The 26,070-nt window shown below is 68.5% G+C and carries 24 protein-coding genes and 1 pseudogene; 11 read left to right on the forward strand and 14 right to left on the reverse strand.

The features are described 5' to 3' along the window. Positions 1-74: 74 nt before the first annotated feature. Positions 75-1,127, forward strand: coding sequence for a glycosyltransferase (locus ACP2AD_RS15470; protein ID WP_425230931.1), 1,053 nt, complete (start codon positions 75-77; stop codon positions 1,125-1,127). A 4-nt stretch (positions 1,128-1,131) separates the two neighbouring features. Here the strand turns inward: ACP2AD_RS15470 and ACP2AD_RS15475 are convergent, their stop codons facing one another. The 6 genes from ACP2AD_RS15475 to pyrE all read right to left on the reverse strand — a co-directional run bounded on the left by ACP2AD_RS15475 (position 1,132) and on the right by pyrE (position 6,315). Beyond that, the gene (locus tag ACP2AD_RS15475; RefSeq protein WP_425230932.1) at positions 1,132-2,205 is read right to left on the reverse strand and encodes an AI-2E family transporter; all 1,074 of its coding nucleotides are present in this window, start codon (positions 2,203-2,205) and stop codon (positions 1,132-1,134) included. Beyond that, a complete protein-coding gene (gene lepB, locus ACP2AD_RS15480; RefSeq protein ID WP_425230933.1) occupies positions 2,202-3,164 on the reverse strand; it encodes a signal peptidase I in 963 nt (320 codons plus the stop codon). The genes ACP2AD_RS15475 and lepB overlap by 4 nt, the downstream gene beginning before the upstream one ends. Then, positions 3,161-3,574 (reverse strand): holo-ACP synthase, encoded by a 414-nt coding sequence (acpS, locus tag ACP2AD_RS15485; protein WP_425230934.1) that lies wholly within the window; start codon positions 3,572-3,574, stop codon positions 3,161-3,163. The genes lepB and acpS overlap by 4 nt, the downstream gene beginning before the upstream one ends. 153 nt (positions 3,575-3,727) lie before the next feature. Further along, positions 3,728-4,453, reverse strand: coding sequence for a pyridoxine 5'-phosphate synthase (locus ACP2AD_RS15490; RefSeq protein WP_425230935.1), 726 nt, complete (start codon positions 4,451-4,453; stop codon positions 3,728-3,730). A 153-nt stretch (positions 4,454-4,606) separates the two neighbouring features. Further along, positions 4,607-5,740 carry a serine hydrolase domain-containing protein gene (locus tag ACP2AD_RS15495; RefSeq protein WP_425230936.1) on the reverse strand — a complete coding sequence of 378 codons (1,134 nt, stop codon included), beginning with the start codon at positions 5,738-5,740 and terminating at the stop codon, positions 4,607-4,609. Beyond that, entirely contained in the window at positions 5,737-6,315 is a 579-nt protein-coding gene (pyrE, locus tag ACP2AD_RS15500; protein WP_425230937.1) for an orotate phosphoribosyltransferase, read from the reverse strand. Before pyrE ends, ACP2AD_RS15495 begins: the two co-directional genes overlap by 4 nt. 211 nt (positions 6,316-6,526) lie before the next feature. Between pyrE and coxB the strand changes: the two genes are divergently transcribed. The 4 genes from coxB (at position 6,527) to ACP2AD_RS15520 (ending at position 12,641) form a co-directional block, all read left to right on the forward strand. Next, positions 6,527-7,711 (forward strand): cytochrome c oxidase subunit II, encoded by a 1,185-nt coding sequence (gene coxB, locus ACP2AD_RS15505; RefSeq protein WP_425230938.1) that lies wholly within the window; start codon positions 6,527-6,529, stop codon positions 7,709-7,711. Position 7,712: 1 nt separating this feature from the next. Further along, positions 7,713-9,404 (forward strand): cytochrome c oxidase subunit I, encoded by a 1,692-nt coding sequence (gene ctaD, locus ACP2AD_RS15510; RefSeq protein ID WP_425230939.1) that lies wholly within the window; start codon positions 7,713-7,715, stop codon positions 9,402-9,404. Between the two features lie 175 nt (positions 9,405-9,579). Beyond that, positions 9,580-11,631, forward strand: a complete 2,052-nt coding sequence (locus ACP2AD_RS15515; RefSeq protein ID WP_425230940.1) for a TonB-dependent receptor domain-containing protein — start codon at positions 9,580-9,582, stop codon at positions 11,629-11,631. 122 nt (positions 11,632-11,753) lie between these two features. Beyond that, a complete protein-coding gene (locus tag ACP2AD_RS15520) occupies positions 11,754-12,641 on the forward strand; it encodes a helix-turn-helix domain-containing protein (protein ID WP_425230941.1) in 888 nt (295 codons plus the stop codon). Between the two features lie 497 nt (positions 12,642-13,138). On the opposite strand, the gene clpS is transcribed toward ACP2AD_RS15520, so the two are convergent. The 4 genes from clpS to ACP2AD_RS15540 form a co-directional block, all read right to left on the reverse strand. Further along, positions 13,139-13,516, reverse strand: coding sequence for an ATP-dependent Clp protease adapter ClpS (gene clpS / locus ACP2AD_RS15525; protein ID WP_425230942.1), 378 nt, complete (start codon positions 13,514-13,516; stop codon positions 13,139-13,141). A gap of 205 nt (positions 13,517-13,721) precedes the next feature. Next, positions 13,722-14,390 (reverse strand): phasin family protein, encoded by a 669-nt coding sequence (locus ACP2AD_RS15530; protein WP_425230943.1) that lies wholly within the window; start codon positions 14,388-14,390, stop codon positions 13,722-13,724. An 89-nt stretch (positions 14,391-14,479) separates the two neighbouring features. Then, positions 14,480-16,213 carry a PHA/PHB synthase family protein gene (locus ACP2AD_RS15535; RefSeq protein ID WP_425230944.1) on the reverse strand — a complete coding sequence of 578 codons (1,734 nt, stop codon included), beginning with the start codon at positions 16,211-16,213 and terminating at the stop codon, positions 14,480-14,482. Then, a complete protein-coding gene (locus ACP2AD_RS15540; protein ID WP_425230945.1) occupies positions 16,174-16,587 on the reverse strand; it encodes a nuclear transport factor 2 family protein in 414 nt (137 codons plus the stop codon). Before ACP2AD_RS15540 ends, ACP2AD_RS15535 begins: the two co-directional genes overlap by 40 nt. A gap of 89 nt (positions 16,588-16,676) precedes the next feature. Here ACP2AD_RS15540 and ACP2AD_RS15545 point away from each other — a divergent pair, with 89 nt between their 5' ends. Both ACP2AD_RS15545 and ACP2AD_RS15550 read left to right on the forward strand, forming a co-directional pair. Continuing rightward, on the forward strand, positions 16,677-17,885 hold the full coding sequence (locus ACP2AD_RS15545) for an LL-diaminopimelate aminotransferase (RefSeq protein ID WP_425230946.1): 1,209 nt from the start codon (positions 16,677-16,679) through the stop codon (positions 17,883-17,885). A gap of 22 nt (positions 17,886-17,907) precedes the next feature. Next, positions 17,908-18,678 carry a sulfite exporter TauE/SafE family protein gene (locus tag ACP2AD_RS15550; RefSeq protein ID WP_425230947.1) on the forward strand — a complete coding sequence of 257 codons (771 nt, stop codon included), beginning with the start codon at positions 17,908-17,910 and terminating at the stop codon, positions 18,676-18,678. A 1-nt stretch (position 18,679) separates the two neighbouring features. Here ACP2AD_RS15550 and ACP2AD_RS15555 read toward each other — a convergent pair whose 3' ends face one another. Then, positions 18,680-19,159, reverse strand: coding sequence for a winged helix-turn-helix transcriptional regulator (locus ACP2AD_RS15555; RefSeq protein WP_425230948.1), 480 nt, complete (start codon positions 19,157-19,159; stop codon positions 18,680-18,682). Between the two features lie 134 nt (positions 19,160-19,293). Between ACP2AD_RS15555 and ACP2AD_RS15560 the strand changes: the two genes are divergently transcribed. From ACP2AD_RS15560 to ACP2AD_RS15570, 3 genes are read left to right on the forward strand one after another with little or no spacing between them, the layout of a single operon-like run. After that, entirely contained in the window at positions 19,294-19,662 is a 369-nt protein-coding gene (locus ACP2AD_RS15560) for a CC_3452 family protein (RefSeq protein WP_425230949.1), read from the forward strand. A 48-nt stretch (positions 19,663-19,710) separates the two neighbouring features. Continuing rightward, entirely contained in the window at positions 19,711-21,825 is a 2,115-nt protein-coding gene (locus ACP2AD_RS15565) for a RelA/SpoT family protein (RefSeq protein ID WP_425231189.1), read from the forward strand. A 10-nt stretch (positions 21,826-21,835) separates the two neighbouring features. After that, the gene (locus tag ACP2AD_RS15570) at positions 21,836-23,635 is read left to right on the forward strand and encodes a DUF885 domain-containing protein (RefSeq protein WP_425230950.1); all 1,800 of its coding nucleotides are present in this window, start codon (positions 21,836-21,838) and stop codon (positions 23,633-23,635) included. 1 nt (position 23,636) lies between these two features. Here the strand turns inward: ACP2AD_RS15570 and ACP2AD_RS15575 are convergent, their stop codons facing one another. Together ACP2AD_RS15575 and ACP2AD_RS15580 are read right to left on the reverse strand one after the other, a co-directional pair. After that, complete coding sequence (locus ACP2AD_RS15575; protein WP_425230951.1) at positions 23,637-24,056, reverse strand: type II toxin-antitoxin system VapC family toxin; 420 nt, start codon at positions 24,054-24,056, stop codon at positions 23,637-23,639. 145 nt (positions 24,057-24,201) lie between these two features. Further along, a pseudogene (locus tag ACP2AD_RS15580) lies at positions 24,202-24,270 on the reverse strand (hypothetical protein); the annotation flags it as partial. 69 nt (positions 24,271-24,339) lie between these two features. Between ACP2AD_RS15580 and ACP2AD_RS15585 the strand changes: the two are divergent. Continuing rightward, positions 24,340-25,392 carry a glycosyltransferase family 2 protein gene (locus tag ACP2AD_RS15585; RefSeq protein ID WP_425230952.1) on the forward strand — a complete coding sequence of 351 codons (1,053 nt, stop codon included), beginning with the start codon at positions 24,340-24,342 and terminating at the stop codon, positions 25,390-25,392. Here the strand turns inward: ACP2AD_RS15585 and ACP2AD_RS15590 are convergent. Continuing rightward, on the reverse strand, positions 25,326-26,054 hold the full coding sequence (locus tag ACP2AD_RS15590; protein ID WP_425230953.1) for a class I SAM-dependent methyltransferase: 729 nt from the start codon (positions 26,052-26,054) through the stop codon (positions 25,326-25,328). The genes ACP2AD_RS15585 and ACP2AD_RS15590 overlap by 67 nt on opposite strands. Between the last annotated feature and the right edge of the window lie 16 nt (positions 26,055-26,070).

Raw genomic sequence — 26,070 nt, forward strand, 5'->3', positions numbered from 1 at the left:
ACGGGCGGAGGATAGAGGAACCTACCAAGCAAAATGGGTCGAAGCCATGGCGGGTTCCCTGTAGCGGGTCCGGCGTGACTGCGACACACATCCTTACCTACGCCCGCGACCTGACCGGCGGCGGGGTCGAGCGCGCCATGCTGCGGCTGGCTGGGGGGTGGCTGGCGGCGGGGCGGCGGGTGACGCTGGTGATCGGGCGGGCGCAAGGACCGCTGCGCGCCGAGCTGCCGGCGGGCATCGAGCTGGTCGAGCTGGGCGGACCGCTCCGGGTGGTGACCGCCGCGCTGCCGCGCGAGGTGCGGGCGCGGCGGCCCGACGTGATCTTCTGCGCGGGCAACCAATATACCGGCATTGCGCTGCTGACCCGGCTGCGCTTGGGACGCGCATGTCCGCCGATCGTCGCGAAGATGTCCAATGCGGCGCGGCGCGGCGATCATGGCCGCATGGTCGATGCGGGGCACCGGGTCTGGCTGCGGCTGCACGGGCGCTTCCTCGACTGGCTGGTTGCGATGACGCCCGCGACCGCGACCGAAGCGGCAGCGGCTACGAGGATGGCGGGGCGGACCAGCGTCATCCCCAACCCGCCGCCCGTCCCGCTCGGCGCGCCGCCGCCGCCGCTGCCGCCCGGCCGGTTCGTGCTGGGGGTCGGGCGGTTGGCGGGGCAGAAGCGCTGGGACCGGCTGATCGCCGCGATGCCCTTGCTGCCGGAGGTCGAGGTGGTGATTTTGGGCGAAGGCACCGAACGCGCGGTGCTGGGGCGCCAGGCGGCGGCATTGGGCGTGGCGGCGCGGCTGCACCTGCCCGGCCATGCCGCTGATCCGCTGGGCGCGATGGCGCGGGCGGCGGTGCTGGCGCTCACCTCCGATTACGAGGGCGTGCCGGGGGTGCTGCGCGAGGCGCTGTCGGTGGGCACGCCGGTGGTGGCGACCGAGGCGAGCCCGGCGGTGCGCGAGATCGTCGCCGATCCGTCGCTGGGCAGCGTGGTGGCGCGCGACGATGCACCGGGACTGGTGACGGCGCTGAGATACTGGCTAGGGGAAACGGAACGGCCCATGCCGGTGCCGATGCCGGGAAGCGACTCGGTGGCGAAGTATCTGGCGCTGTTCGACGGTCTAGTCGGGGGCTGATGCCTCAATCCATGCGGCCGTCCAGCCGCTCGGCGCGGCGCTCTAAGACTACCTTTGCCATCGCGACGAACGAATCCGCCAGCGCCAGGCCCAGCAGCCCGAACAGCGAACTTGCCAGGATCTGCCCACCCAGCGTCATCGCCGGCGGCAGGTCGACCGTCTTGCGCGCGACGGTCGGGTTGAGGATGTAGCCGTCGAACGCCTGCACCGCGAGATAGGTCCCGATCGCCCAAAGCCCTTTGTCGGTTCCGGCGCTGAACCCGACGGCGACCATCAGCACGCCCGAGATGAACGAGCCGATATTGGGAATGAACGCCAAGGTCCCGGTGATGATGCCGAGCAGCGCCGCCAGCGGCACGCCGCCAAGCCACAGGGCGACGCAGGTCAGCGCTCCCTCCGCCCCCATCCCCATCAGCTTGCCCGCGAGGAGGCGGCGAAGCGTAAAGGCCATCCGGCCGGTCGTCAGCGCGAATTCGGCCCGCGACGCCTGCGGCACCAGCCACGCCACCCCGCGCTCATAGACCCGCGGCTCGGCGGCGAAGAACAACCCCAGCACCAGGATGAAGAACATGGTGGTGAGCGCGCCGACCGCCGTGCCGACCCAGCTGGTCAGCCGCCCGACCGAAGACAGCGCCTGGCGTGCAATGCCGCCGATGTCCGACGTTCCGGGCATGATCCCCTGCTGCGTCGCCCAAGCGGTGACACGCTCTGTCTGGCCCTCCAGCCGCGACCGCAACTGCTCGACCTGCTGCGTCAGGCCTACCCCCATGAGGTAAAACGTGCCCGCGATGAACGCGATCGCGCCAACCACGACGATAAGGAGGCGCAGCCCGCGCCCGATCTTCAGGTGGCGACCGAGCAGTCGCACGCCGCCGTCGAACAGCACCGCCAGCACGATGCCGGCGCCGATGATGAGGAGCTGCTGGATGAGGAGCACGACCAGCGCGGCGACCGCGGCGGCGGCGAACCAAACCCGGACCTTCTTCAGCTCCTCGCGCGTGACGGGATCGCGGATCTCGTTGGGGCTGGCGCCGGGCTCGATCGCGGCGGGCGCCTCGACGCGCTGCGCTTCGCTCATCTTGCCTGCGTCGCGTGGAGTGACGTTCCCGCCCGCCCGCCGCGGAAGGACGTGAACCAGGTCAGTGGGTTCCATGTCGTCGAACCGTCGAGCGAGAAAGTGATGAACTCCGCGCGCCCGCCGATATTCTCATACGGCACCGCGCCGCCCAGTCCCTGCTGCGACAGCTGAAAGCGACTGTCCGCGGAGCGGTCGCGGTTGTCTCCCATCAGGAAGACATGGTCCGGCGCGACCGTCACCGGGCCGTATTCATCGCCCTGGCTCGGGCCCAGCTCGACGGTGTCGTAACGACGCCCGCCCGGCAGCGTCTCCGTCACCACCGGCAGGTGGCAGGTCCAGCTGCCGTCGGCGGCACGGCGGCGGACGTCCTGATTGTAGCCGCCGCTGTCGCACGTCTCGGTCCCGTCAGGCGCGAGGACGCCGCCATATTCGGGCAGGTCGACGTAGTGGAGCGCGCCGCGCTGCAGCGGCCTGCCGTTCAGGATCACGACGCCGTCGTGCACCGCGATCGTGTCGCCGGGCAGGCCGATGACGCGCTTGATGTAATCGTTCTGCGTCCCCGGTGGCGTCACAATGACGACATCGCCGCGCGCGGGCAGACGGCCCAGCAGGCGGCCGTGGATGAAGGGCAGCCCGACCGTCCAGCTCTGTTCGGGCTCACGCAGCACGACGCTGCGGAAGATCGCGACCGGGTTGGGGATGGTCGGCGACACGAACGACCAGCCATAGGCATATTTCGTCACCACCAGCCGGTCGCCGACCTCCAGCCCCGGCAGCATCGATTCGGATGGGATGTAGAAGGGCTTGGCGATGAACGAGTGAAAGCCGAGCACGACCAGCAGCAGCCAGAAGATGCCCTTGAGTTCGCCCCACCAGTCGGTGCCGCGCTTGACGGCCGGCGTCTCTTCACCAACGGCGGGATCGGCCGCGGAGGTTTCTGGAACGGCGGCGTCGGTCATCGGGGCGTGCTTTCGGGAACCGCTTCGATGATCACAAAGGCCTGCGCCCAGGGGTGATCGTCGGTCATGGTCAGATGGACGCGCGCGACGTGGCCCGCAGGCGTGATCGCGTCAAGCCTCGCGCGGGCACCGCCGGTCAGCGCCAGCGTCGGCTGGCCCGACGGCGCGTTGACGACGCCGATGTCGCGCATGAAGACGCCGCGTTTGAAGCCGGTACCGACCGCTTTCGAGAATGCCTCCTTGGCGGCGAAGCGTTTGGCCAGCGTGCCCGCGCGGGTGAAGGCCCGCCGGTCGGCGCGGGCGATCTCGGCGGCGGTGAAACAGCGCTGCTCGAAGCGGGCGCCGAACCGCGCGAGCGACGCCGCGATGCGCTCGATCGAGCAGAGATCGGAGCCGAGGCCGAGAATCATGCCCATGCCCCTCCCCGTTCACGGGGAGGTGGCGCGCCGCGCAGCCGCGTGACGGAGGGGGTTCGCCACAGGCGGAACGAGGCTGGAGAGCCCCCTCCCCCACCGCCGCTGCGCGACGGCGGTCCCCCTCCCCGTGAACGGGGAGGAGCGATGTCAGCCACGCGCGGCATCCATCGCCGCCCGCATCGCCCGCACCGCTTCGCCCAACCCGACGAACAGGGCGTCGGCGATCAGCGCATGGCCGATGTTGAGCTCCAACACCTGGGGAATCGCCGCGATCGGGGCGACGTTGGCGACGGTCAGCCCGTGGCCGGCATGAACCTCGATCCCGCTCTTCGCCGCCAGCGCCGCCGCGTCGCCAAGGCGGCGCAGTTCTGCCGCCTGCGCATCACCGGTCAGCTCGGCATAGCGGCCGGTGTGGAGCTCGACGACGGGCGCGCCCAGGCGGATCGCGGCCTCGATCTGGGCGGGCGCGGGCTCGATGAACAGCGACACGCGTATCTGCGCTGCTGCCAATTCACGCACCAGCGGCGCCAACCGATTGTGCAGCCCGGCCGCGTCGACGCCACCCTCCGTCGTCCGTTCCTCCCGCTTCTCCGGCACGATACACGCCGCGTGCGGCCGATGGCGGAGCGCGATCGCCAGCATCTCCTCGGTCGCCGCCATTTCCAGGTTGAGCGGGATCGGCAGTTCGGCGCTGAGCCGCTCGATGTCGGCATCGGTGATGTGCCGCCGGTCCTCGCGCAGGTGCGCGGTGATCCCGTCCGCGCCCGCCTCGGCGGCGATCAGCGCCGCGCGGACCGGGTCGGGATAGTCGGTCCCGCGCGCGTTCCGCACGGTCGCGACGTGATCGATGTTGACGCCCAGACGCAGGGTCATTCGCTCAACTCCTCCCCGGTACGGGGAGGGGGACCGCCGCCGAAGGCGGTGGTGGAGGGGGCCCGCCACAAGCGCGCCGCTCGTGGCGGGCCCCCTCCGTCACACGGCTTCGCCGCGCGCCACCTTCCCGTTCCGGGGAGGAGCAGGTTGCCCTCAACACGCCGCCGCGCTCAGCAGGTCGTAGGCGAAGCCGCGCCCCTGCCACACCTCGCCGACCGTAAAGTCGTCGGCCGAGCGGTTGGTGAAGAAGACCACTGCGATCCCATCGTCGGGCAGGATGAAGTTGCGCGCCTGCACCCCCCAGATCTCGCCGTCGCGCTGGACGATCCGCTTTGGCGCGGCGCAGCCGTGGAGCGGGCCGGGGAACACCCACTGCCCCAGCGCTTGATAAGAGCCGTGCCCTTCCGGCCGCCAAAGCTCGGCAAGCGCGGCAGGCGGGAGCAGCCGGCCGGTCATCAGCGACCGGTCGAAGGCCCACACCGCCCGCGCCGTCCCCATCAGCCCGCCCGCCGCGCCCCAGCTGGCGAGCTGGAAGTGCGGCTCGGGCGCGCCGTGGACGAAGCCGGGTACGCCGATCTCGTCCGGTCGCGCCATTGCCATACCGGTGGGCCAGGCGAGCGGTCGTCCCGACCGCCGCATATAGGCGTCTGCGACCAGGTAATCGCAGTTATTATAGGAGAATGGTGCGGCGGCGACCGACGTCTTGCTCCAGCACAGCCGCGTTCCGCCCGCGCCGTTCGGGTCGGCAGCGTAAAAGCCCGGCACACCGCCCGCGCCGACGGGCGTCGTATCCGGGTTGAACAGCCCGCTATGGTGGGTCAGCAGCTGGCGCACCGTCACGTCCCCGAAAGGGGGATAGGGGTCGCCCGGAGATACCGCCGGATCGCGCCGTATCTCCACCATCGGCGCCGCCGCCGTATCCAGCATCGGCAGCGGCAGCGAGCGGACGATCAGCGCCGCGGTCACCTGCTTGGTGACGCTCGCCAGCCGCCACCGCTCGCCCGCGACATGCGGCGCGCCGCCGCCGGGGCGGACCGTGCCATAGGGACGGTCGAGCAGCACCTGGCTGCCGCGCGCGACGAGCACCTCGCCCGCAAGGTTGTAGCGGCGCGCGACGGCGTCGACGGCGGCGATCACCTCCGCGGTCGAGCGTGGGCGCGCTTCCGCCGTTCGTCCCGCGCTTGTCGAGGGCGTCACCGTTGCCCGGGCGGGAGCCTGTGCTTCGACGGGCGCGGCCAGAACGGCGCAAAGTCCGAGGACGACGGCAAGCAGCTTGGCCGTCTTCATGCTGCCCGACTCCCCGGCTTGACCGCGGGGATCGCGGCCAGCGCAGGCGGCAGCGCGTCGGCACGATAAGCGGGCACATCGAGCCGCGCGAGTGCCAGCAACGGCACGCCGATCTCGGCCGTGCCGTTGGAGCGGTCGACGATGCACGCGGCGCCCAGCAGCTCGCCCGGATGGCGGCGGATCGCCGCGATGCACTCGCGCGACGACAGCCCGGTGGTGACGATGTCCTCCACCATCACCAGGCGCGCGCCCGCGGGGATGACGAAGCCGCGGCGAAGCTGGAACTCGCCCTCCGCGCGCTCGACGAACACCGCCTTGCACCCCAGCGCGCGCGCCGTCTCATAGCCGGGGATGATGCCGCCGATCGCCGGCGACACCACCATGTCGACCGGCCCGAACGCCGCCCGGATAGCGGCGGCCAGCGCGCCGCACACCCGCGCCGTCCGCGCCGGGTCCTCGAAGATGCGCATCTTCTGCAGGAATATCGGCGAGTGAAGCCCCGACGACAGGATGAAATGCCCCTCCAGCAGCGCGTCGGCGGCGCGGAACTCGGCCAGCACCTCGTCGTCGGTCATTGCGGAGCCTCCTGCACCGCCTCCTAGGTGCCGGGCAAAGCGCATGCAACGGCAGGCCCCGGCCGACACAACACAAAGCAACGTGGCCGCGATGGGCGCTTGAGGCGGGAGCGGGGCTTCCGTATAGGCCTCGGGCAAATGGGCGTAAAAGCGTGCGCCCGAGCGGCTCGACCGGGGGTCGCGGCACGACAAGGCAAGGGTGACAGAACGCATGGCTGCTCGGGGATGGTTCAAGCTGACGGCCGCCGCGGCGCTCGCGTTCGGCGGTCTGGGCGGCGGTCTGGGCGGCGGTCTGGGCATCGGGCTATCCGCGGCCAGCGCGCAGCAGGCGGCAAGCCGCCCCGCCGGCGCCGCCAATACCGCGCCCACAACGGTCGCCGCGACGCCGCCCGCCGCCCCCGCCTCGCCGCTGCTGGCGCAGGACGGCGCGCCGGCGATGGCGGTCGACCCGATCATCGGCCACCCCAATGATGGGCTGTTCGGGCCGCAGGTGCAGGTCACGCGCAACGGCCAGTTCGCCAGCTGGTTTCACAACACCATCCTGTTCTGGCTCATCACCGCCATTTCGCTGTTCGTGCTGGGGCTGCTGATCTGGGTCGTGATCCGCTATCGCAAGGCGGCCAACCCGATCCCGTCCAAGACCAGCCACAACACCGCGATCGAGATCGTCTGGACGCTGCTGCCCGTCCTCATCCTGGTGATGATCGCGGTGCCGTCGATCGGGCTGCTCCAGGCGCAGTTCAGGCCCGCGCCGGCCAACGCGATCACGCTGAAGGCGACGGGCAACCAGTGGTACTGGACCTACAACTACCCCGATCTTGGCGATTTCGAGATCACGTCGAATCTGCTCCGCGACCGCGATCAGAACCCCGCACCGGGCGATCGCGTTCGCACGGACGCCGACGGCCCGCGGCTGCTGGCGGTGGACAATCGCGTGGTGCTGCCGGTCGGCGTACCGATCCGGATCATCACCACGTCCGCCGATGTGATCCACAGCTGGGCGGTCCCCGCCTTCTGGTTCAAGCTGGACGCGGTGCCGGGCCGCCTGAACGAGGGCAGCTTCACCATCCTGCGTCCGGGCCTGTATTTCGGCCAGTGCTCCGAGTTGTGCGGTGCGCGTCACGCCTATATGCCCATTGCGGTCGAGGCGGTGGCCCCGGCGGTGTTCCGCCAGTGGGTGCTCGCCAAGGGCGGTCATCTCCAAACCCCTGCGGCCGCCGCCGCGCCGTCGAATGCCGTGATCCCGCAGCCGGGCGCCGCGGGCGCCCAGCCGGCGCCCGCCGGCAGCTTCCGCAATCCGCCCGCCGGCCCCAACCCGCCGACGGCGGCGGCGCCTGCGCCCGCGACCCAGCCCGCCACCGCCAACCCGGCCGGCGCCGGCAACCCCGGACAATAAGATGACTGATACCGCCCTCACCCCGTCCTTCGGCACGCAGGCGTTCGTCGCGCACGACGCGCACGAGCATCATCACGACACCGATCACAAGCCGGGCTTCTTCGCGCGCTGGTTCATGTCTACGAACCACAAGGATATCGGCACACTCTATCTGATCTTCGCGATCACCGCGGGGATCATCGGCGGCGCGATTTCAGGGCTGATGCGTGCCGAGCTCGCGCATCCCGGCATTCAGTATCTGCAGACCTGGGCGAGCTATCTGCCGGGCGGCGAGCAGGGGCTCGATCATTCGCTCCACCTATGGAACGTGCTCATCACCGCGCACGGCCTCATTATGGTGTTCTTCATGGTGATGCCCGCGATGATTGGCGGGTTCGGCAATTGGTTCGTGCCGATCATGATCGGCGCGCCCGACATGGCGTTCCCGAGGATGAACAATATCAGCTTCTGGCTGCTGGTGCCGTCGTTCAGCCTGCTGCTCGCCTCGCCCTTCTTCGGCGGTGCGGGCAATGGCTGGACGTTGTACGCGCCGCTGTCGACCTATGGCGAGCCCGGGCCGTCGACCGACATGGCGATCCTGGCCCTTCACCTGGCGGGCGCGTCGTCGATCCTGGGCGCGATCAACTTCATCACGACCATCTTCAACATGCGCGCGCCCGGCATGACGCTGCACAAGATGCCGCTGTTCGTCTGGTCGGTGCTGGTGACGGCGTTCCTGCTGCTGCTGGCGCTGCCGGTGCTGGCGGCGGCGATCACGATGCTGCTGACCGACCGCAACTTCGGCACGACCTTTTTCGATCCCGCCGGCGGCGGCGACCCGATCCTATACCAGCATCTGTTCTGGTTCTTCGGCCACCCGGAAGTCTACATCATGATCCTGCCGGGGTTCGGCATGGTCAGCCAGATCATCTCGACCTTCAGCCGCAAGCCGGTCTTCGGCTATCTGGGCATGGCCTACGCCATGGTGGCGATCGGCGTGGTCGGCTTCGTGGTGTGGGCGCACCACATGTTCACGACCGGTCTCAGCGTGAACACGAAGATGTACTTCACCGCCGCGACGATGGTGATCGCGGTGCCGACCGGCATCAAGATCTTCTCGTGGATCGCAACGATGTGGGGTGGATCGATCAGCTTCAAGGTGCCGATGGTGTGGGCGATCGGCTTCATCTTCATGTTCACCGTCGGCGGGGTGACCGGCGTCGTTCTCGCCAATGGCGGTGTCGACGATTACATGCAGGACACCTATTACGTTGTCGCGCACTTCCATTATGTGCTGAGCCTGGGCGCGGTGTTCTCGCTGTTCGCGGGGTTCACCTACTGGTTTCCGAAGATGTCGGGGCGGATGCTAAACGAGACGCTCGGCCACGCGCACTTCTGGGTGTTCTTCGCGGGCGTCAATATCCTGTTCTTCCCCATGCATTTCCTGGGACTGCAGAGCATGCCGCGCCGCATTCCCGACTATAACGAGCAGTTCGCGACGTGGAATGCCGTCGCCAGCCACGGTTATGAGATCATGGCGGGGTCGATGATCATCTTCTTCGCCAACGTCCTCTACTCGCTGTTCGCCGGGCCCAAGGCCCCCGACAATCCGTGGGGCGAGGGCGCGACGACGCTGGAATGGACCCTATCCAGCCCGCCGCCCTATCATCAGTTCGAGACGCTCCCGGTGATCGACGGCGGCGACGCTCACTGAGACGCGCGAGGCGGGCAAGCGAACTGCCCGCCTCTTGTCTATCCGCGAACAGTCGGGAGTGCCGCAGCAGTGATTGTCGACTACAAGCGTAGTTGACAGTGGTGTGCTAGGTGCTAAACCGTCTTATATGACTAAGACGGTTCGGCGATTTGCGTTAGGCACCACGGCAGCCCTGTTGCTCGCGCCACCGGCATGGGCCCAGACCGCCGCCCCGGCACCCATCCAGCCAGCGCCCGCTCCAGAGACTGCGGCCGCATCGACCACGCGCACCTTCCTGCCCGCCGACTTCGCCCGCTTCGCGCCGCGCACCGCCTATGACATGCTCGCTCAGGTGCCGGGCTTCACGATCCGGGAGGTCGACGACGACCAGCGCGGGCTGGGTCAGGCGACCGAGAACGTCCTGATCAACGGCCGGCGCGAGGCGAACAAATCGGGCGGCGCGGCCGCGACGCTGCGTCAGACGCCGGCCCCGCTGGTCGAGCGGATCGAGATCGTCGATGCCGCAAGCCTGGGCGTCGCGGGGCTGACGGGCCAGGTCGCCAATGTCGTGCTCCGCCCCGCCCGCGGCGCGACCGGCCAGTTCGCGTGGGACCCCGGCTTCCGCGCCCACTTCACGCATCCCGACCTGTTCGGCGGCTCGATCAGCATGACCGGCCGCCGCGGTCCCGTCGCATACACCGTGTCGTTGACCGACGACGCCAACCGCGGCGGCTTCGGCGGACCCGAGATCGTCACCGCCCCCGACGGCACGCTGATCGAGCGGCGTGAGGAACGGTTCCACAACGAGTCGGACATGGTCACGCTGCGCACCAAGTTCGGCATCGACGGCCCCGGCTCCTCGCTTGCGCATCTGGAGCTGGCGGTCACTCCCTATCGCAACCGCGGCTACGACGGCGAGCGGCGGCTGCGCCCCGACGGCAACAACCGCTTCCGCCTGACGCAGAACCACCTGTCCGGCGCCTATTACGACATCAACGCCGATGCCGAAGCAGCACTGGGGCCGGGCCGCCTCAAGCTGATCGGTGTCCGCCACGTCGACCACGAGCCGGTGATCCAAACCCAGACCAGCAGCTACGACAGCGGCGCGCCCACGGAGGGCATCCGCTTCGAACGCCGCAGCCTGATCCAGGAGATGGTCGCGCGCGGCGAATATAGCTGGACCACCGGTCACAATGCCTGGCAGTTGTCGCTCGAGCGCGCCTACAACGCGCTTGATCAGCGCGGCGCATTGGCAACGCTCAGCACCACGGGCGTCTTCGTACCTACCCCGTTCCCCGATGGCTCGGGGCAGGTCGAGGAGACACGCTATGAGGCGACCGGCACATTGAGCCGCCCGTTGACCCCCAGCCTCGATCTGCAGCTCGTGGCAGGGGCCGAACAGAGCCGCCTTGCGCGGGTCGACGGCGACGTCCCGGCGCGCCGCTTCTTCCGGCCCAAGGGCAGCATCTCGCTCGGCTGGCGCCCCGCAGCCGGCTGGGACGCCAGCCTGAAGCTCAGCCGCAAGGTCGGCCAGATCAGCTTCTACGACTTCCTGGACCAGCCCAATCTGCAGCAGGACCGGCAGAATGCGGGCAATGCCGAGCTTGTCCCGCCGCAGAGCTGGGAAGTGGAGGCGGAGGGCGGCCACGACCTCGGCCGCTGGGGCAAGGCGCGGCTGCGCGTGTTCGGGCGGCGCACCACCGACATCATCGACATCATCCCCGTCGGCGCCACCGGCGAAGGCGTCGGTAATCTGCCGCATGCGTCGAGCATCGGCGCGGAGACCACCGCAACGCTGCAGGGGGAGCCGATCGGCTGGGCCGGCGCCAAGCTCGATTGGACCATCGGTTTCGAGGCGACACGCGTTCGCGACCCGCTGACCGGTGAGATGCGCCCGATCAGCGGTACCCGCGACGGCTATGCCGACATCAGCTTTCGTCGCGACGTACCGCACAGTGCGATCGCCTGGGGCGGCGAACTCAACTTCTCGCACTATGCGCATAAATACCGGCTGTCGGAGGTCTACTGGCCGCGTGAAGGACCGGTGTTCGACTCGCTGTTCATCGAGCACAAGAACGTCCGCGGGCTGACGGTGCGTCTTCAGGCCGACGACCTGCTCAACGCCCGCCATCGGCTGGATCGCGCCGTTTATACCGGACGCCGCACCGTTGCGCCGCTGTCCTATCGCCTCCATGCCGACGAGCTGATCGGCCCGATCTTCACGCTCGGGGTCAGCGGCAGCTTCTAAGCGGCTTCCCGCCTTGGCACAGCCGCCATCGCGGCCGGCACGGCTGACGGCTTGTGCGCGCGATCGGTGGCGATTACGCCCTAGAAAACCGGGGCTTAACCTTTGGGGTCGCAGCGTCGCCGATGATCGATCAGCCCGTTTCCGGCGCTCCCGATCGCGCGCCCGCGACCGTGACGGTCTATCGGCCGTCGCCGGCGCTGGAACCCTATGTCACCTTTTATTATTTCGTCACCGCGACCGCGCCGATCCGCGACTTCCTCTACCCCGAATGGGGTAATGTCCGGTTCGCGCTGAGCGGCGACTGGCAGGTCGCGATCGACGGGAGTTTTTCATCCATCCCGCAACCTTCGGTACTGTTCGGCCCGACCGACTGCCGCAGCCTGGTTACCGCGGGCCCGGGCCGGATGGCCGGGTTTGGCCTGACCCCGATCGGGTGGAGCCGGCTGATCGGCGGCAACACCGCGCGCATGGCGAACCAGGTGCGGCCGCTTGAGAATGCGCTGGGGACCACGGCCGCGCCGCTTCACGCTCAGTTGGTGGCGGACGGCGGCGACGAGGTTGCTTCGGTGCGCCGGTGGGAAGCGATCCTGACCGCGCTGGCGGCGCTGCGGCCGCTCAGCAATCCGCGCGTGCTCGCGCTCGACCGCGCGTTGCGCAGCACCCCCGCGGATGTCGCGATCTTCGCCGAGCGGGTGGGGATGTCGGAGCGCAGCCTTCACCGGCTGTGCCTGGAGACGTTCGGTTTCGCACCCAAGCGGCTGCTGCGGCGCCAGCGCTTTCTGCGCACCCTGGGACTGGTGCGCAGCGCGGTAGGCAATCCGGTCACGCCTTCGCTCGGCGAGGATTATTACGACCTGCCGCAATTCTACCGCGATTTCCGCGACTTCATGGGAATGTCGGCGCGGGACTATTTCGCTGCTCCGCGCGACCTGATGGGCCCGGCCGCGGTGGCGCAGATGGAGGCTGGGGTGACCCTGTCCTTCGCGCTGGCCCCTCCCCCGGCGGATTGATCGCAAAACATGGACGCACCTGACGGTAAATGGCCGATTTCGCCAATACGACGGTAACCTTTGGGCGCACATAGGGAACGTGCTGTGGTCGTCGAGACGCCGATGATCGGAGCGCACGCCGCAACCCGCCTTTGCGGTGAACAGGGGGTGCGGGGCAGCCGACGCCGTGGGGGGGACGTGTCGGCTGCTCCGCCTCGTTGTTGTTGGCGAGCGCGGATGGCGCGTCAAGGGCGATGCGACGCGCATACGTCAATTATCGCGAAGCACGTAAGGCGAGTAGCGCAGCTAGGCGCGAGACGCGCGAGCACGGTCGCAGGAAAGCGCAACGGCTCATTTCGACAACGGGGTTTGCCGCGGCGTGATGCCGTCGATAATCCGATCTGAAACTTGATCGCTCGCGCCACGGCGAAGCTGCGTCGAGCGGGTTCGGCGCTGCCGGCCCGCCCGCCGGGCTTGCCCGTGTCGCAAGCAGCGCCGCTACTTGCGCGCAGGCTGCGCTACGCCTTTTCCAACGTACACTGCAGCGGGTGCTGGTTCTGCCGCGCAAAATCGATCACCTGCCCGACCTTGGTCTCCGCCACCTCATAGGAAAAGGTGCCGCAGACCCCTACGCCCTTCTGGTGAACGTGGAGCATCACCCGCGTCGCTGCCTCCATGTCCATGCGGAAGAAGCGCTGCAGGCACAGCACGACAAATTCCATCGGCGTGTAGTCGTCGTTGAGCATCAGCACGCGATACGGCGTCGGCTGTTTGGTCTTGGCGCGGGTGCGGGTAGCAAGGCCGGTGCCGGTCCGACCCCCGTCGCGGTCGGTGTCGATGTCGCCGCTCCGGCGCTCGGCCCCGGTGGGCGGCCAGGAAGGGTGATCGCGCTGCATGATTATTCAAAAATATGGGAAGGAGCGGGGTCGAGGCAAGTGGCAAACGCCAAACGGGGCGACGATCTTGCGATCGCCGCCCCTTGTCCCGGGCGTGGCCGTCATGTGAGCAAATCCCACGACGTCGGACAGGTCGGCTACACCGCCTGCCGGCCGGCCTTGTCGGTCTCACCCGCAGCGGCGCTGCGGGCGTGCCGACTGCGGCTCACGCAGCCAGCTTGATCCGCTCGACCGCCACCGCAACGCGGTTGGAGATCGGCTGCACGACCTGACCGGCGAGCTTCAGCATCGCTTCGGTCGAGCGCGAGGTCTCGGCGACCATTGCGTCGAACTGCTGGCGGACATAGTCGCCCTGCAGCTTGACGAACTCGGCCGGCGACTTGACGGCGGTCATGGTGCGCGCGGCGGCGGTGGCCTCCTCGAACTGCTTGCGGACATAGGCGGCCTGGTCCTGCGCCATCGTCTGCGCGCCGGCGACGACGATCTTGCCCGACTCGACCAGCGCCTCGACATTGCCCTTGTTGAAGCTGTTCAGCTCGGCGAAGAACTTGGCGCCCTTCTCCATCGCGTCCTTGGCGCGGGTGGTCATGTCGGCAACGTGCGCCTGCGTCTTCTCGGTGGTGTTATCAACGACGTTCTCGAAAGTGGTAGCCATGATGGGTTCCTCGGACGATGTTTCCGCCGGAGCCGCGGCGGTCGGGTTTAGCGGGGCAGGAGCGTCGCCGGGGAAGGTGGCGGGCGCGCCGGCGAACCGATCGCCGTCGGCCTTGACCTTCTTTGCCTTGCTCGGCTTGGATGCCGCAAGGACGGCCGGGATCGATACTTCGGTCTCCAACGACTCGGGGGTCGGCAGGTTGACAGGCTGATCGGTCACGCGAAGCTCCTTTGCTGCACTGCAACATAGTGCGCTGCGCGGCCGTGTCAACAATATGTTGCGGTGCAGCAATCCTGCCACGGTGCGGGCTAGCGGGCCCGAACATACTCTCCGGGTGCGTCGCCCAGCGCCGCCAGGCTCCCCGCCCCCGGCGTCCGCGCGCCCTCGGCCGCGACCTCATCGGCGCCGAAGCCGTGCAGCCAGGCGATCCAGTCGGGCCACCAGCTCCCCTTCGTTTCTGTCGCGCCGGCAACGAACTCGGCCAGCGTCGCGACCTTGGCGCTGTTGGTCCAATATTGATATTTTCCTGCCGCAGGCGGATTCACGACGCCTGCGATATGCCCCGATCCGGCGAGCACAAAGCGCAACGGGCCGTGGAAATGATGCGTCAGCTTCCACACGCTTTCGGCCGGCGCGATATGGTCCTCGCGCCCCGCCTGGACATAAGCTGGCGTCGCGACGCGGCCGAGGTCGACCGGCGTGCCGAGGACCGACAGCCGCCCCGGCTCGACCAGCAGATTGTCGCGATACAGGTCTTTCAGATAATCCTGGTGCCACCCCGCGGGCAGGTTGGTCGTGTCGCCGTTCCAGTGGAGCAGGTCGAACGCCGGATACTCCTCGCCCAGCAGATAGTGGTTGGTGACATAGTTCCAGATCAAGTCGCGCCCGCGCAGCAGGTTGAAGGTCGCCGCCATGATGCGGCCGTCGACATAGCCATCGGTCGCCATCCGGCCGATCAGCGCGATCTGCTCGTCATCGACGAAATGCTTGAGCTCGCCCGGATCGGCGAAATCCACCTGCGCGGTGAAGAAGGTGGCGCTCGCCACCTTGTCCGCCTCACCCCGTGCGGCGAGCACCGCCAGCGTCGCCGCTAATGTCGTCCCAGCCACGCAATAGCCGATCGCGTGCGCGGCGGGCACGTCCAGCAGCTCGCGGACGGTGTCGATCGCGTCGATCTGCGCGGCGACATAATCGTCCCACTTGACGTCCTTCATCTTCGCGTCCGCCGACTTCCACGACACCATGAAGACGGTCAGCCCCTGCCCCACCGCCCAGCGGATGAAGCTCTTCTCCGGCGTCAGGTCGAGGATGTAGAAGCGGTTGATCCAAGGCGGGAAGATCACCAGCGGCGTCGCCAGCACCATGTCCGTGGTCGGCGCGTATTGGATCAGCTCGTAGAGCGGGGTACGCTTGACCACCTTGCCCGGCGTCGTCGCCAAATTGCGGCCCACCTCGAACGCGTCGGCAGATGTATGCGTCAGCTGGCCCTTCTGCAGGTCCGCGAGCATGTTGCCCATGCCTTTGACCAGGTTCTGCCCGCCGGTCTCGGCGGTGCGCTGGAGCACTTGCGGGTTGGTCCAGGGGAAATTGGATGGGCTCATCGCCTCCGTCAACGCGCGCGCGGAAAAGCGCAGCCGCTCCCGCTGCGTGTCGCCGACGCCGTCCAGCCGGTCGACCGCCGCCATCAGCGCGTCGCTTGCCTGCGCATAGGCCTGCGCCAGCCCGGCGAACCCCGGCTGCCGCCAGCTCTCGTCCTTGAAGCGCTTGTCAGCCGGCGCTTCCGCCACCGGCGCCAGGAACCGCCGCCACAGTTGCAGCCCGTCACGCCAAAACTGCCCGACACGCTCCACCGTCGCCGGATCATTGACGCCGGGCACCGTGCCGCCGGCCTCCTTCATCGCGACGATCGCCCGCTCCAGCAGCTGCTCCTGCTGCGCGCCGACCGTCTGCAGCCAAGCCAATGGATTTGGGGGCGGATTGGGCGTGGGCGAGGGGTTGTCAGTCACGGCGCACTCTCCGTCGCAACGCGAAGCACCCGCCATCCGACGGCGGTGCAGCGCCAGCGCATGGTGTAAACGCCGTGGGTGGCATAGGGTGCCCCGTCCGGCGTTGCGCCACGCTGCGCAAACCCGCCGCTCACCTGCCAGCTGTCCGCCGCCGGCCCGACCGTCTCGACGGTCATCCGCTCCTCGACGACGCGATAGCCGCGAAATCCGCCGAGAAAGCGCGCCACCTCCCCCGCCCCGGTCAGCGGTGCGCCGCCGGGACCGACCAGCACGCCGTCGCGGCCGAACAGCCGCGCCAGCGCCGGCACGTCCTGCGCCTGCGTCAGCGTGGCGTAGCGTTGCACCGCGGCGGGGAGCGGCACGCCCGCGCATATCGGACCGGCGACGGCGGCGAGCAGGAAGGGCAGCACGGGCCTGGACTCCCTCAAGACTGGTGGACGCACCAGTCATAGCCGCTGCGCCATTTCCGCCAAGCCAGGATTGGCGTAAGGTCGCGCCCATGTCCGACGACTTCTACCGCATCAAGCGGCTGCCGCCTTATGTCATCGCCGAAGTGAACGCGATGCGGGCCGCGGCGCGGGCAGGCGGCGAGGACATCATCGATCTGGGCATGGGCAATCCCGATCTGCCGCCGCCGGATCATGTCATCGAGAAGCTGGTCGAGGTCGCGCGCAAGCCCGACGCGCACGGCTATTCGCAATCCAAGGGCATCCCCGGGCTGCGCCGCGCCCAGGCCAATTATTACGGTCGCCGCTTCGGCGTCGACCTTGATCCCGAGTCCGAGGTGGTCGTGACGATGGGGTCGAAGGAGGGGCTGGCCAGCCTCGCCACCGCGATCACCGCGCCCGGCGACGTGGTGCTGGCGCCCAACCCGTCCTACCCGATCCACACCTTCGGCTTCATCATTGCCGGCGCGACGATCCGTGCGGTGCCGACCACGCCCGACGATGCCTATTGGGAGAGCCTGGACCGCGCCGTCGCCTTCACCGTGCCGCGCCCCAGCGTGCTGGTGGTCAACTATCCGTCGAACCCGACGGCGGAGGCGGTCGACCTCGCCTTTTACGAACGCCTCGTCGCCTGGGCGAAAAAGAACGAGGTTTGGGTGCTGTCCGACCTCGCCTATTCGGAGCTGTATTACGATGGCAACCCGACGCCCTCGATCCTGCAGGTGCCGGGCGCGAAGGACGTCGCGGTGGAGTTCACCAGCTTGTCGAAGACCTTCTCGATGGCCGGCTGGCGGATCGGCTTCGCGGTCGGAAACAAGAAGTTGATTGCGGCGATGACGCGGGTGAAGTCCTACCTGGATTATGGCGCTTTTACCCCCATCCAGGCCGCAGCCGTGGCTGCGCTGAACGGTCCCCAAGACATCGTCGAGACGAACCGCGCATTGTACCACAAGCGCCGCGATGTGCTGGTCGAAAGCTTCGCGCGCGCCGGGTGGGACATTCCAAGTCCCCGCGCGTCCATGTTCGCCTGGGCACCGCTGCCGCCGGCGCTCAAGCATCTGGGGTCACTGGAGTTTTCCAAACAGCTCCTGACCGAGGCCAAAGTCGCCGTCGCGCCGGGTGTCGGCTATGGTGAGAACGGCGAAGGCTTCGTCCGGATCGCACTGGTCGAGAACGAGCAGCGGCTGCGCCAGGCGGCCCGCAACGTGAAGCGCTACCTGGCGGGCATGGGCATCAACATCCCGGCGCAGGGCACGGGCTGAGCCCCACGCGCCGCGCACGCCCGTGAATCCGCTTTATCCAATCGCCGGCGTGCTGGTGGGTCTGCTGGTCGGGCTGACCGGGGTCGGCGGCGGCTCGCTGATGACGCCGGTGCTGGTGCTGTTCTTCGGGTTTCATCCCGCCACAGCGGTCGGGACCGACCTGCTCTATGCCTCGGCCACGAAGCTGGCGGGAACCGGGATGCATGGCTGGCGCGGCACCGTCGATTGGCGGATCGTGCGGCGGCTGGCGAGCGGCAGCCTGCCCGCCTGCGCCGTCACGCTACTGATCCTGTGGGCGGCGGGGATCCAGTCGGACAAGACCAACGAGACGATCGCGGTGGTGCTGGGCGCGGTGCTGGTCCTGACCGGGATCGCGACGCTGTTCCGCACCGCAGTGATCGCGCGGCTGTCGCGGTCGACGGGCGGGGCCAGCGAGGCCCGGATGGCGGTGCTGACCGTACTGCTCGGCGTGGTGCTCGGCGCACTGGTGACGCTGACCTCGGTCGGCGCGGGCGCACTGGGAATGACGGCGCTGATCGCCCTCTACCCGCGTGCGCCGCTGGCCCGGCTGGTCGGCTCCGATATCGCGCACGCGGTGCCGCTGACGCTGCTCGCTGGGCTGGGGCATCTGGCGATGGGGTCGGTCAATGCCGGGCTGCTGCTGGCGCTGCTGTGCGGGTCGATACCCGGCGTGCTGGTCGGCAGCTATATCGCGACCCGCGCGCCCGAACGGTTCCTGACGCCGGTGCTGGCGGTGGTGCTGGCGGTGGTCGGCTGGCGGCTGCTGGTCTGAGCTACTCCGCCGCGATCGCCTCGTTCGGATCGCGCGCGATGTCGGCAGGCAACGCCCAGAGCAGGTCACCCAGCTCCAGCGCGCGGCCGTCATGCGAGAGCACCGCGATCGGCTGGACGGGGCGGTGATCGATGCAATCGACCAGCACGGGATAGGCGGGCACGCACGTCTCCCACCGTTCGCCCCATTGCCGCATCGCGATCATCGTCGGCAGCAGTGCGGCGCCCTTGGCGGTCAGCGTGTATTGGATCTTCCGCCGGTCGTCGGGCATCGGCTCGCGCTGCATGATCCCGACCTGGACCAGCTTGGCGAGCCGATTGGCCAGGATGTTGCGCGCGATCCCCAGCTCCGACTGGAACTCCTCGAAATGGTGCAAGCCGTTGAACGCGGCGCGCAGGATCAGGAACGACCAGCGCTCGCCGACCGCGTCCAGCGCGGCGGGTAGCGAACATTCGTCCAGCTTTTCCCGAAGCTTGCCCATCCTCGAATCCTCTCCGGCCTTTACGGCCTGCAATCCACTGTCGCACATCGGAAATATAAAACAAGTTTCCGGTTGCAACTAGAAACGTAATCGCTTAGGTAGTGATTCGCAACGCAATTCAACAGGAGGTTCCTATGCGTCGTTTCGGTCACCTCATCGCCCTCACCGCCGCCGCCCTGGTCGGCACCACCATGATCGCGGGCACCGCGCATGCGCAGAGCATCGGCGCCGCCGGCGGTTACTATGTCGCCGTCCCCGCCGCCCAGCCGACGCGCACCTCGCTCGTCACCCGCGAGACGCCGTGGACGCTGCAGGGTAACGCCTATGTCGCCGCCCGCGCGCCGGAGCGTGACACCGCGCTGTGCGATGCCGTGGCCCGCTCGACCGGCGCGCTCGCGTCATTCAGCGTTTCCGGCCGCGCGTTCGACGCCGACCAGCTCGCCCGCTGCAACGCGCATGCCCGCGGCGGTGCGGCCGCGGCGACCAGCGTGACGGCGCGCTAAGCCACTAACTTGTTGCAAAGCAGCACGCCGCCCGGTCAAAAGGGCGGCGTGCTGCGGCAATATGAGCTGGTTGACCGGGTCCTCGACTATGACCCGAACGCCGACGAGGCGCTCCTCAACCGCGCCTACGTCTTCTCCATGCAGAAGCACGGCACGCAGAAGCGCGCCTCGGGCGACCCCTATTTCAGCCATCCGATCGAGGTGGCGGGTATCCTGACCGACCTGCATCTCGACGACGAGACTATCGCTACCGCCATTCTTCACGATACCGTCGAGGACACGGTCGCTACCCCCGAAGAGATCGAGCAGCTGTTCGGACCCAGCGTCGCGCGGCTGGTCGACGGCGTCACCAAGCTCTCCAAGATCGAAGCCCAGTCGGACAATGAGCGTGCGGCGGAGAACCTGCGCAAATTCCTTCTCGCCATGTCCGACGACATCCGGGTGCTGCTGGTCAAGCTCGCCGACCGGCTCCACAACATGCGCACCCTTCACCACATCAAGTCGGAGGAAAAGCGGCGCCGAATCGCGCGTGAGACGATCGACATCTATGCACCGCTGGCCGAGCGCGTCGGCATGTACGAGTTCATGCGCGAGATGCAGGAGCTCGCCTTCGAGCAGCTGGAGCCCGACGCCTATCAATCGATCACCCGCCGCCTCGCGCAGCTGAAGGAAGGCGGCGGCGACAAGATCGCCAAGATCGGGTCGGGGCTGAAGCTGCTGCTCGCGCGCCACGGCATCGACGCCGAAATCTCGGGGCGCGAGAAGCATCCCTATTCGATCTGGCGCAAGATGGCAGAGCGCCACATCAGCTTCGAGCAGCTGTCCGACATCATGGCGTTCCGCGCGATCGTGCCGGAGGACGAGGATTGCTACCGCGCGCTGGGCGAGGTGCACCGCCGCTGGCCGTTCGTGCCGGGGCGGTTCAAGGACTATATCTCGACTCCCAAGCGCAACGGCTATCGCTCCCTCCACACCAGCGTCATCCACGCCGAGAACACCCGCGTCGAAATCCAGATCAGGTCGCGGGCGATGCACGCCGAGGCCGAGTTCGGGCTCGCCGCGCATTGGGCCTATAAGGAAGGCAAGGTGCGCCCGGTACCGGGGGCCGACGCCGACCACAGCTGGATCCGCGATCTGGTCGAGATCCTCGACACCGCCGCCACGCCCGAGGAGCTGCTCGAACACACCCGCATGGCGATGTACGCCGACCGCATCTTCGCCTTCACGCCGAAGGGCGAGCTGATCCAGCTGCCCAAGGGCGCGACCCCAATCGATTTCGCCTACGCCGTCCATACCGAGCTGGGCGACCAGGCCGTGGGCGCGAAGGTAAACGGCCGCGTCGTGCCGCTGTCGACGGTGATCGACAATGGCGATCAGGTCGCGATCCTTCATTCCAAGGCGCAGGAGCCGCAGACGGCGTGGCTGGACGTGGCGATCACCGGCAAGGCGCTTGCCGGCATCCGCCGCCATCTCCGCCACAAGGAGCGCGACGAGCAACAGCAGCTCGGGCGCAAGCTGCTCGACGACATCGTCGCACGCCTGCCCGCCCCGCTCGCCGCCGACGCGACCGAGCATGCGCTGAGGCGGCTGAAGCTCGCCGACGAACCGGCGCTGCTCGCCGCGGTCGCACGCCGGACGTTGTCGGACGCGGCGGTGATGGAGGCGTTGATGCCCGGCTCTGCGGGGGCCGACGTCGCCGAGGCCGCGCCCCAGACACAGGCGATCTCGATCAAGGGGCTGACACCGGGGGTCGCCTTCGACCTCGCACAATGCTGTCATCCGGTGCCGGGCGACCGCATCGTCGGGCTGCGGCGGCCGGACGCGGGGATCGAGGTCCACGCGATCGACTGCGGCGTCCTCGCCGAACTCGCCGAGCGCTCGGCGGAGGAGACCGATTGGGTCGATCTCGCCTGGGGCGAGGGGGCCGACGGCGCGGTCGCGCGGCTGTCGGTGATGGTCAAGAACGAGCCCGGCGCGCTCGGCATCGTCTCGACCATCATCGGCCGGCACAAGGCCAACATCGTCGAGCTGCGCCTCGACACGCGCGACACCCGCTTCCATACCAACCAGATCGACGTCGAGGTCCACGACCGCGCCCAGCTGCTCCGCGTCATGAGCGCGCTGCGCGCGGCGGACGCGGTGCACAGCGTCGAACGGGTGTAGGAGAAGCAGCATGGATCGCCGCCAGTTCGTCGCCGCGGGCGCCGCCGCCGCTACCGTCGCGATATTGCCTGCCGGCGTGAGCGCGGAGCAGACCGGCGACGCGGCGCTGACCGCGGCGTTTGACTTCGTCTTTGCCGACGGCGTCCGCAACAATCCCGAAGGCGCCACGTCGCTCGGCCTCGACAAGGAGGCGAACGCCGCGCTTCGCCATCGTCTGTCGGACAACGGCCCGAACGCCGTCGCCGACGACCTCGCCCGCACCCGCCGGTACAAGGCGCTGGTCGAGGCGGTTGCGCCGGCCGTTCTGTCGTCGCAGGCCCGGATCGACCGCGAGGTGATCCTCTACAACCTCGACGGTGATATCGTCGGTCCCGCGCGTTTCGGCATCGGCTCGCCCCAGCATCCGTATCGGATCACGCAGCAGGACGGCGCCTACGGCGACATCCCGGATTTCCTCTCCTCCACGCACAGCATCGCAAACGCTGACGATGCCGAGGCCTATCTCGACCGGCTCGCTCAGTTCGACCGCGTCCTCGACAACGACACGCAGGTGCAGCGGTCGGAAGCCGCGAAGGGTCGGCTCGCGCCCGGTTTCCTCCTTGATCTGGCGCTGGGTCAGATGGCGCAGCTGCGCCAACCGGCGCCGGCCGCGAACACGCTGACGAGCTCGCTGGTGACCCGCTCGGCGGCGGCGCGGCTGACCGGCGACTATGCCGGGCGCGCCGCACGGCTGGTCGAGCAGAAGGTGTACCCCGCCCTCGACCGGCAGATCGCCGCCGTCCGTGCGCTGCGCGGCCAGGCCCGCTCGGCGGCGGGCGTCGGCGCGATGCCGGACGGCGAAGCGATCTACGCCGCGGCGCTGGCGCAGGCGACCACCACCACGCTGTCGCCCACCGACGTGCACCATATGGGGCTGGAGCAGGTCGCCGACCTGACGGCGCAGCTCGATATGATCCTGCGGACGCAGGGAATGGCCGCGGGCACCGTCGGAGAACGGCTGACGGCGCTCAACCATGCGCCTGCGCAGCTCTACCCCGACAGCGACGTGGGACGAGCCCAGCTGATCGCAGGCCTGAACGCGGGGGTTCACGCCATGCAGGCCCGCCTCGGTCAGGCCTTCACCGATCCGCCCAACGCCCCGCTCGACATCCGCCGCGTCGCGCCCGAAATCCAGGACGGCGCGTCGAACGGCTATTACTACCGCGCGCCGCTCGACGGCTCGCGCCCCGCGATCTACTGGATCAACCTCAAAAGCGTCGGCGACTGGCCGAGATACTCGCTGCCCTCGCTGACTTATCACGAGGGCGTGCCGGGGCATCACCTACAGATTTCGACCGCGCAGCGTGCGCCCGTCCACCCGCTGCGCAAGATCGCCTTCTTCAACGCCTATCTCGAAGGCTGGGCGCTGTATGCCGAGCAGCTGGCCGACGAGCTCGGCGGCTATGCGACGCCGCTGGAACGCGCGGGGTATCTCCAGTCCTTCCTGTTCCGGGCGGCGCGGCTGGTGGTCGACACCGGCATCCACACGCTCGGCTGGTCGCGCGAGCGGGCGACGCAGTATCTGGTCGACACCGTCGGCTTCGCCCGCCCGCGCTCGCAGCGCGAGGTGGAACGCTATTGCGGTCAGCCGGGTCAGGCGTGTTCATACAAGATCGGCCACGCCACCTGGCGGCGCGCGCGCGCCGAGGCCCAGCGGATCGCCGGCGCACGCTTCGACCTGAAACACTTCCACGACGTGCTCGAAGCGGGCGCCATGCCGCTGTCGATGCTCGAGCGCGTGACCGCCGAACGGGCACGGGCAGCGGCTTAGGTCACCACAGATGGCGTACGCTATGGGCATCGAACCGTTCGTCGATCGAGACGATCGTCAGGTCGTCGACCAGCGCCTGGGCGAGCAGCAGCCGGTCGAACGGATCGCGATGGTGCAACGACAGGGCCGCCACCGCGAGTGCATGGCGCATCTCGACCGGTAGCGGCAGGAAGCCCTCGGCAGCGATCCGGTGCTCGAACGAGGCGAGCAGCAGGTCGACGCCACGCAGTTTGCCGATCGCGTTTTTGGTGGGGATTTCGAACGCGCGGACGCTGCTGACGAACACCGGCGCCTGCGCTTCGGCGATCGCATCGCCGGCCACTACGCTGAGGCTGCCCAGGTGCCGGTTGAACCACCAGAGAAGCGGGTGGGTATCGATCAGCAGCGACTCCCCATAGCAGGCCCCATTCGCGCAATTCATCGTCGGTCAGCGGATCAAAGGCGTCGGGTGTCGCCGAGAACTGCCCGTCCATGCTGCCGGGAACACGCCGCCTGACCGGCACGGGCTGATCGACGGGTACCAGGCGCACCTTGGGATCCTTGCCCCGCGCGATCACGACCTCCTCGCCTTCCAGCGCGCGGGCGATCAGCCGCGAAAGCTGCGTCTTCGCTTCGTGAACCGTCACCGTCGCCATTGGGCGCCCCCTTAGCTAACCTGCTTCGCTAGATTGCCGACAGCCGGCAAGCGCGGCTACACTGCGATGATGCGTCGTCCCGCCCGAAGACCGGCCCTGTCCGTCGTGATTCCGTGCTACAACGAGGCGGCGTGCCTGCCGATATTGCATGCGCGGGTCGCGGCGGCGGCGCGGGCGGCGGTGGGGGAAGATCATGAGATCATCCTGGTCAACGACGGCAGCCGCGACGACAGCTGGACGGTGATGCAGGCGCTCGCCACCGCCGATCCGCGGCTGGTCGCGGTCAACCTGTCGCGCAACCACGGGCATCAGCTGGCGCTCACCGCCGGGCTGGACCTGAGCGCGGGCGAGCAGATCCTCATCATCGACGCCGACTTGCAGGACCCGCCCGAACTGCTCGCCGACATGCGCAGCCTGATGACCGAGCGGCAGGCCGACGTCGTCTATGCGGTCCGCCGCAAGCGCTACGGCGAATCCTGGTTCAAAAAGCTGACCGCCGCCATCTTCTACCGCCTGCTCGACCGGCTGACCGATACGGAGATCCCGCTCGACACCGGCGACTTCCGGCTGATGAGCCGGCGCGCGCTCGACGCCTTCCTGTCGCTTCCCGAACAGGCGCGCTTCATCCGCGGCATGGTGGCGTGGGTCGGGTTTCGTCAGGTGCCGTTCCCCTATGACCGCGCCGAGCGCGCGGCGGGCGAGACGAGCTACCCCTTCGCGAAGATGCTGCGCCTGGCCTTTGATGCGGTGACCGGCTTCTCGACCGCGCCACTGCGCTTCGCCAGCCACGCGGGACTCGCACTCACCGGCGTCGCGTTCCTGCTTTTCATCTACGTCGCGATCGGCTTCTTCTCGGGGACGGCGGTGCAGGGGTGGACCTCGACCATGCTCGTCGTCGTGTTTCTGGGCGCGGTGCAGATGTTCGTGCTCGGCATGATCGGCGAGTATTTGGGGCGGATGTATGTCGAGGTGAAGCGCCGGCCGCTTTATCTCGTCGCCGACGTGACCGGGCCGGTGCAAGGCCGCTCGCAGCTAGGCTTCAATGCCGCGGAGGATCACACCGGCACCGCTAACGTCACCAGCGACACGCCCGGCGTCATCGGCACCCTGCCGACCAGGTGACGCTCCAGCCGGAAGATGCGCTCGAACAGCGCGTTGACCGGCGCGGGCGGCGGCGAATCGTCGCTGTCGTCCTTGCCCGTGATCCGCCCCGCGATCCGCGCCGCCGCGGCGAGCGGGAACAGCAGCGAATTGAACCACCGCAGCCGCGTCGGCTTCAGCCCCGCGGCCGCGATCGCGCGGCGCAGCGTCGCCCTGGAATAGCGGCGATGGTGGTGGTTGACGACGTCGTGCGCCGACCACATCCATTGATGCGCCGGCACCGCGATCAGAATCTTGCCGCCCGGCTTCAGCAACGACCGCATCGCGGCCAGCGCCGCCACATCGTCCTCGATATGCTCGACTACATCGAGCACCGCGACCAGGTCATAGGCGCCGCGCTCCACCCCCGGCAGCGCGGGCAGCGGGGCGTCGCCGACCGGCTTGCCCAGCCGCTCGGCCGCGATCGTGCGCGCCGCTGCGTCGATCTCGATCGCCTCGACCTCGCCGAACCGCGCCAGCATCGGCAAATTGTGCCCCGTCCCGCACCCAATCTCCAGGATGCGCGCATCCGCCGCCAGCGCGCCGTAGCGGGTCAGGTAATCGGCCAGGATCTCGCGCCGCGCCCGATACCACCAATGGGTGGAGTCATGCGCCGCCATCCGGTCATAGACGATCCTATCCATGTCGCTTGGTCATCGC

The sequence above is a fragment of the Sphingomonas sp. genome (assembly GCF_965248875.1).
Classification (GTDB): Bacteria; Pseudomonadota; Alphaproteobacteria; order Sphingomonadales; family Sphingomonadaceae; genus Sphingomonas.

Excerpts from the sequence above, each read along its gene's own strand:
- ACP2AD_RS15570 (WP_425230950.1), top strand. The coding sequence starts at position 21,836 with ATGGATCGCCGCCAGTTCGTCGCCGCGGGCGCCGCCGCCGCTACCGTC.
- ACP2AD_RS15495 (WP_425230936.1), bottom strand. The coding sequence starts at position 5,740 with ATGAAGACGGCCAAGCTGCTTGCCGTCGTCCTCGGACTTTGCGCCGTT.
- ACP2AD_RS15590 (WP_425230953.1), bottom strand. The coding sequence starts at position 26,054 with ATGGATAGGATCGTCTATGACCGGATGGCGGCGCATGACTCCACCCAT.
- ctaD (WP_425230939.1), top strand. The coding sequence starts at position 7,713 with ATGACTGATACCGCCCTCACCCCGTCCTTCGGCACGCAGGCGTTCGTC.
- clpS (WP_425230942.1), bottom strand. The coding sequence starts at position 13,516 with ATGCAGCGCGATCACCCTTCCTGGCCGCCCACCGGGGCCGAGCGCCGG.
- pyrE (WP_425230937.1), bottom strand. The coding sequence starts at position 6,315 with ATGACCGACGACGAGGTGCTGGCCGAGTTCCGCGCCGCCGACGCGCTG.
- ACP2AD_RS15545 (WP_425230946.1), top strand. The coding sequence starts at position 16,677 with ATGTCCGACGACTTCTACCGCATCAAGCGGCTGCCGCCTTATGTCATC.
- ACP2AD_RS15575 (WP_425230951.1), bottom strand. The coding sequence starts at position 24,056 with ATGAATTGCGCGAATGGGGCCTGCTATGGGGAGTCGCTGCTGATCGAT.
- lepB (WP_425230933.1), bottom strand. The coding sequence starts at position 3,164 with ATGACCGACGCCGCCGTTCCAGAAACCTCCGCGGCCGATCCCGCCGTT.
- coxB (WP_425230938.1), top strand. The coding sequence starts at position 6,527 with ATGGCTGCTCGGGGATGGTTCAAGCTGACGGCCGCCGCGGCGCTCGCG.
- acpS (WP_425230934.1), bottom strand. The coding sequence starts at position 3,574 with ATGATTCTCGGCCTCGGCTCCGATCTCTGCTCGATCGAGCGCATCGCG.
- ACP2AD_RS15475 (WP_425230932.1), bottom strand. The coding sequence starts at position 2,205 with ATGAGCGAAGCGCAGCGCGTCGAGGCGCCCGCCGCGATCGAGCCCGGC.
- ACP2AD_RS15560 (WP_425230949.1), top strand. The coding sequence starts at position 19,294 with ATGCGTCGTTTCGGTCACCTCATCGCCCTCACCGCCGCCGCCCTGGTC.
- ACP2AD_RS15555 (WP_425230948.1), bottom strand. The coding sequence starts at position 19,159 with ATGGGCAAGCTTCGGGAAAAGCTGGACGAATGTTCGCTACCCGCCGCG.
- ACP2AD_RS15490 (WP_425230935.1), bottom strand. The coding sequence starts at position 4,453 with ATGACCCTGCGTCTGGGCGTCAACATCGATCACGTCGCGACCGTGCGG.
- ACP2AD_RS15535 (WP_425230944.1), bottom strand. The coding sequence starts at position 16,213 with ATGGCGGGTGCTTCGCGTTGCGACGGAGAGTGCGCCGTGACTGACAAC.
- ACP2AD_RS15585 (WP_425230952.1), top strand. The coding sequence starts at position 24,340 with ATGCGTCGTCCCGCCCGAAGACCGGCCCTGTCCGTCGTGATTCCGTGC.
- ACP2AD_RS15520 (WP_425230941.1), top strand. The coding sequence starts at position 11,754 with ATGATCGATCAGCCCGTTTCCGGCGCTCCCGATCGCGCGCCCGCGACC.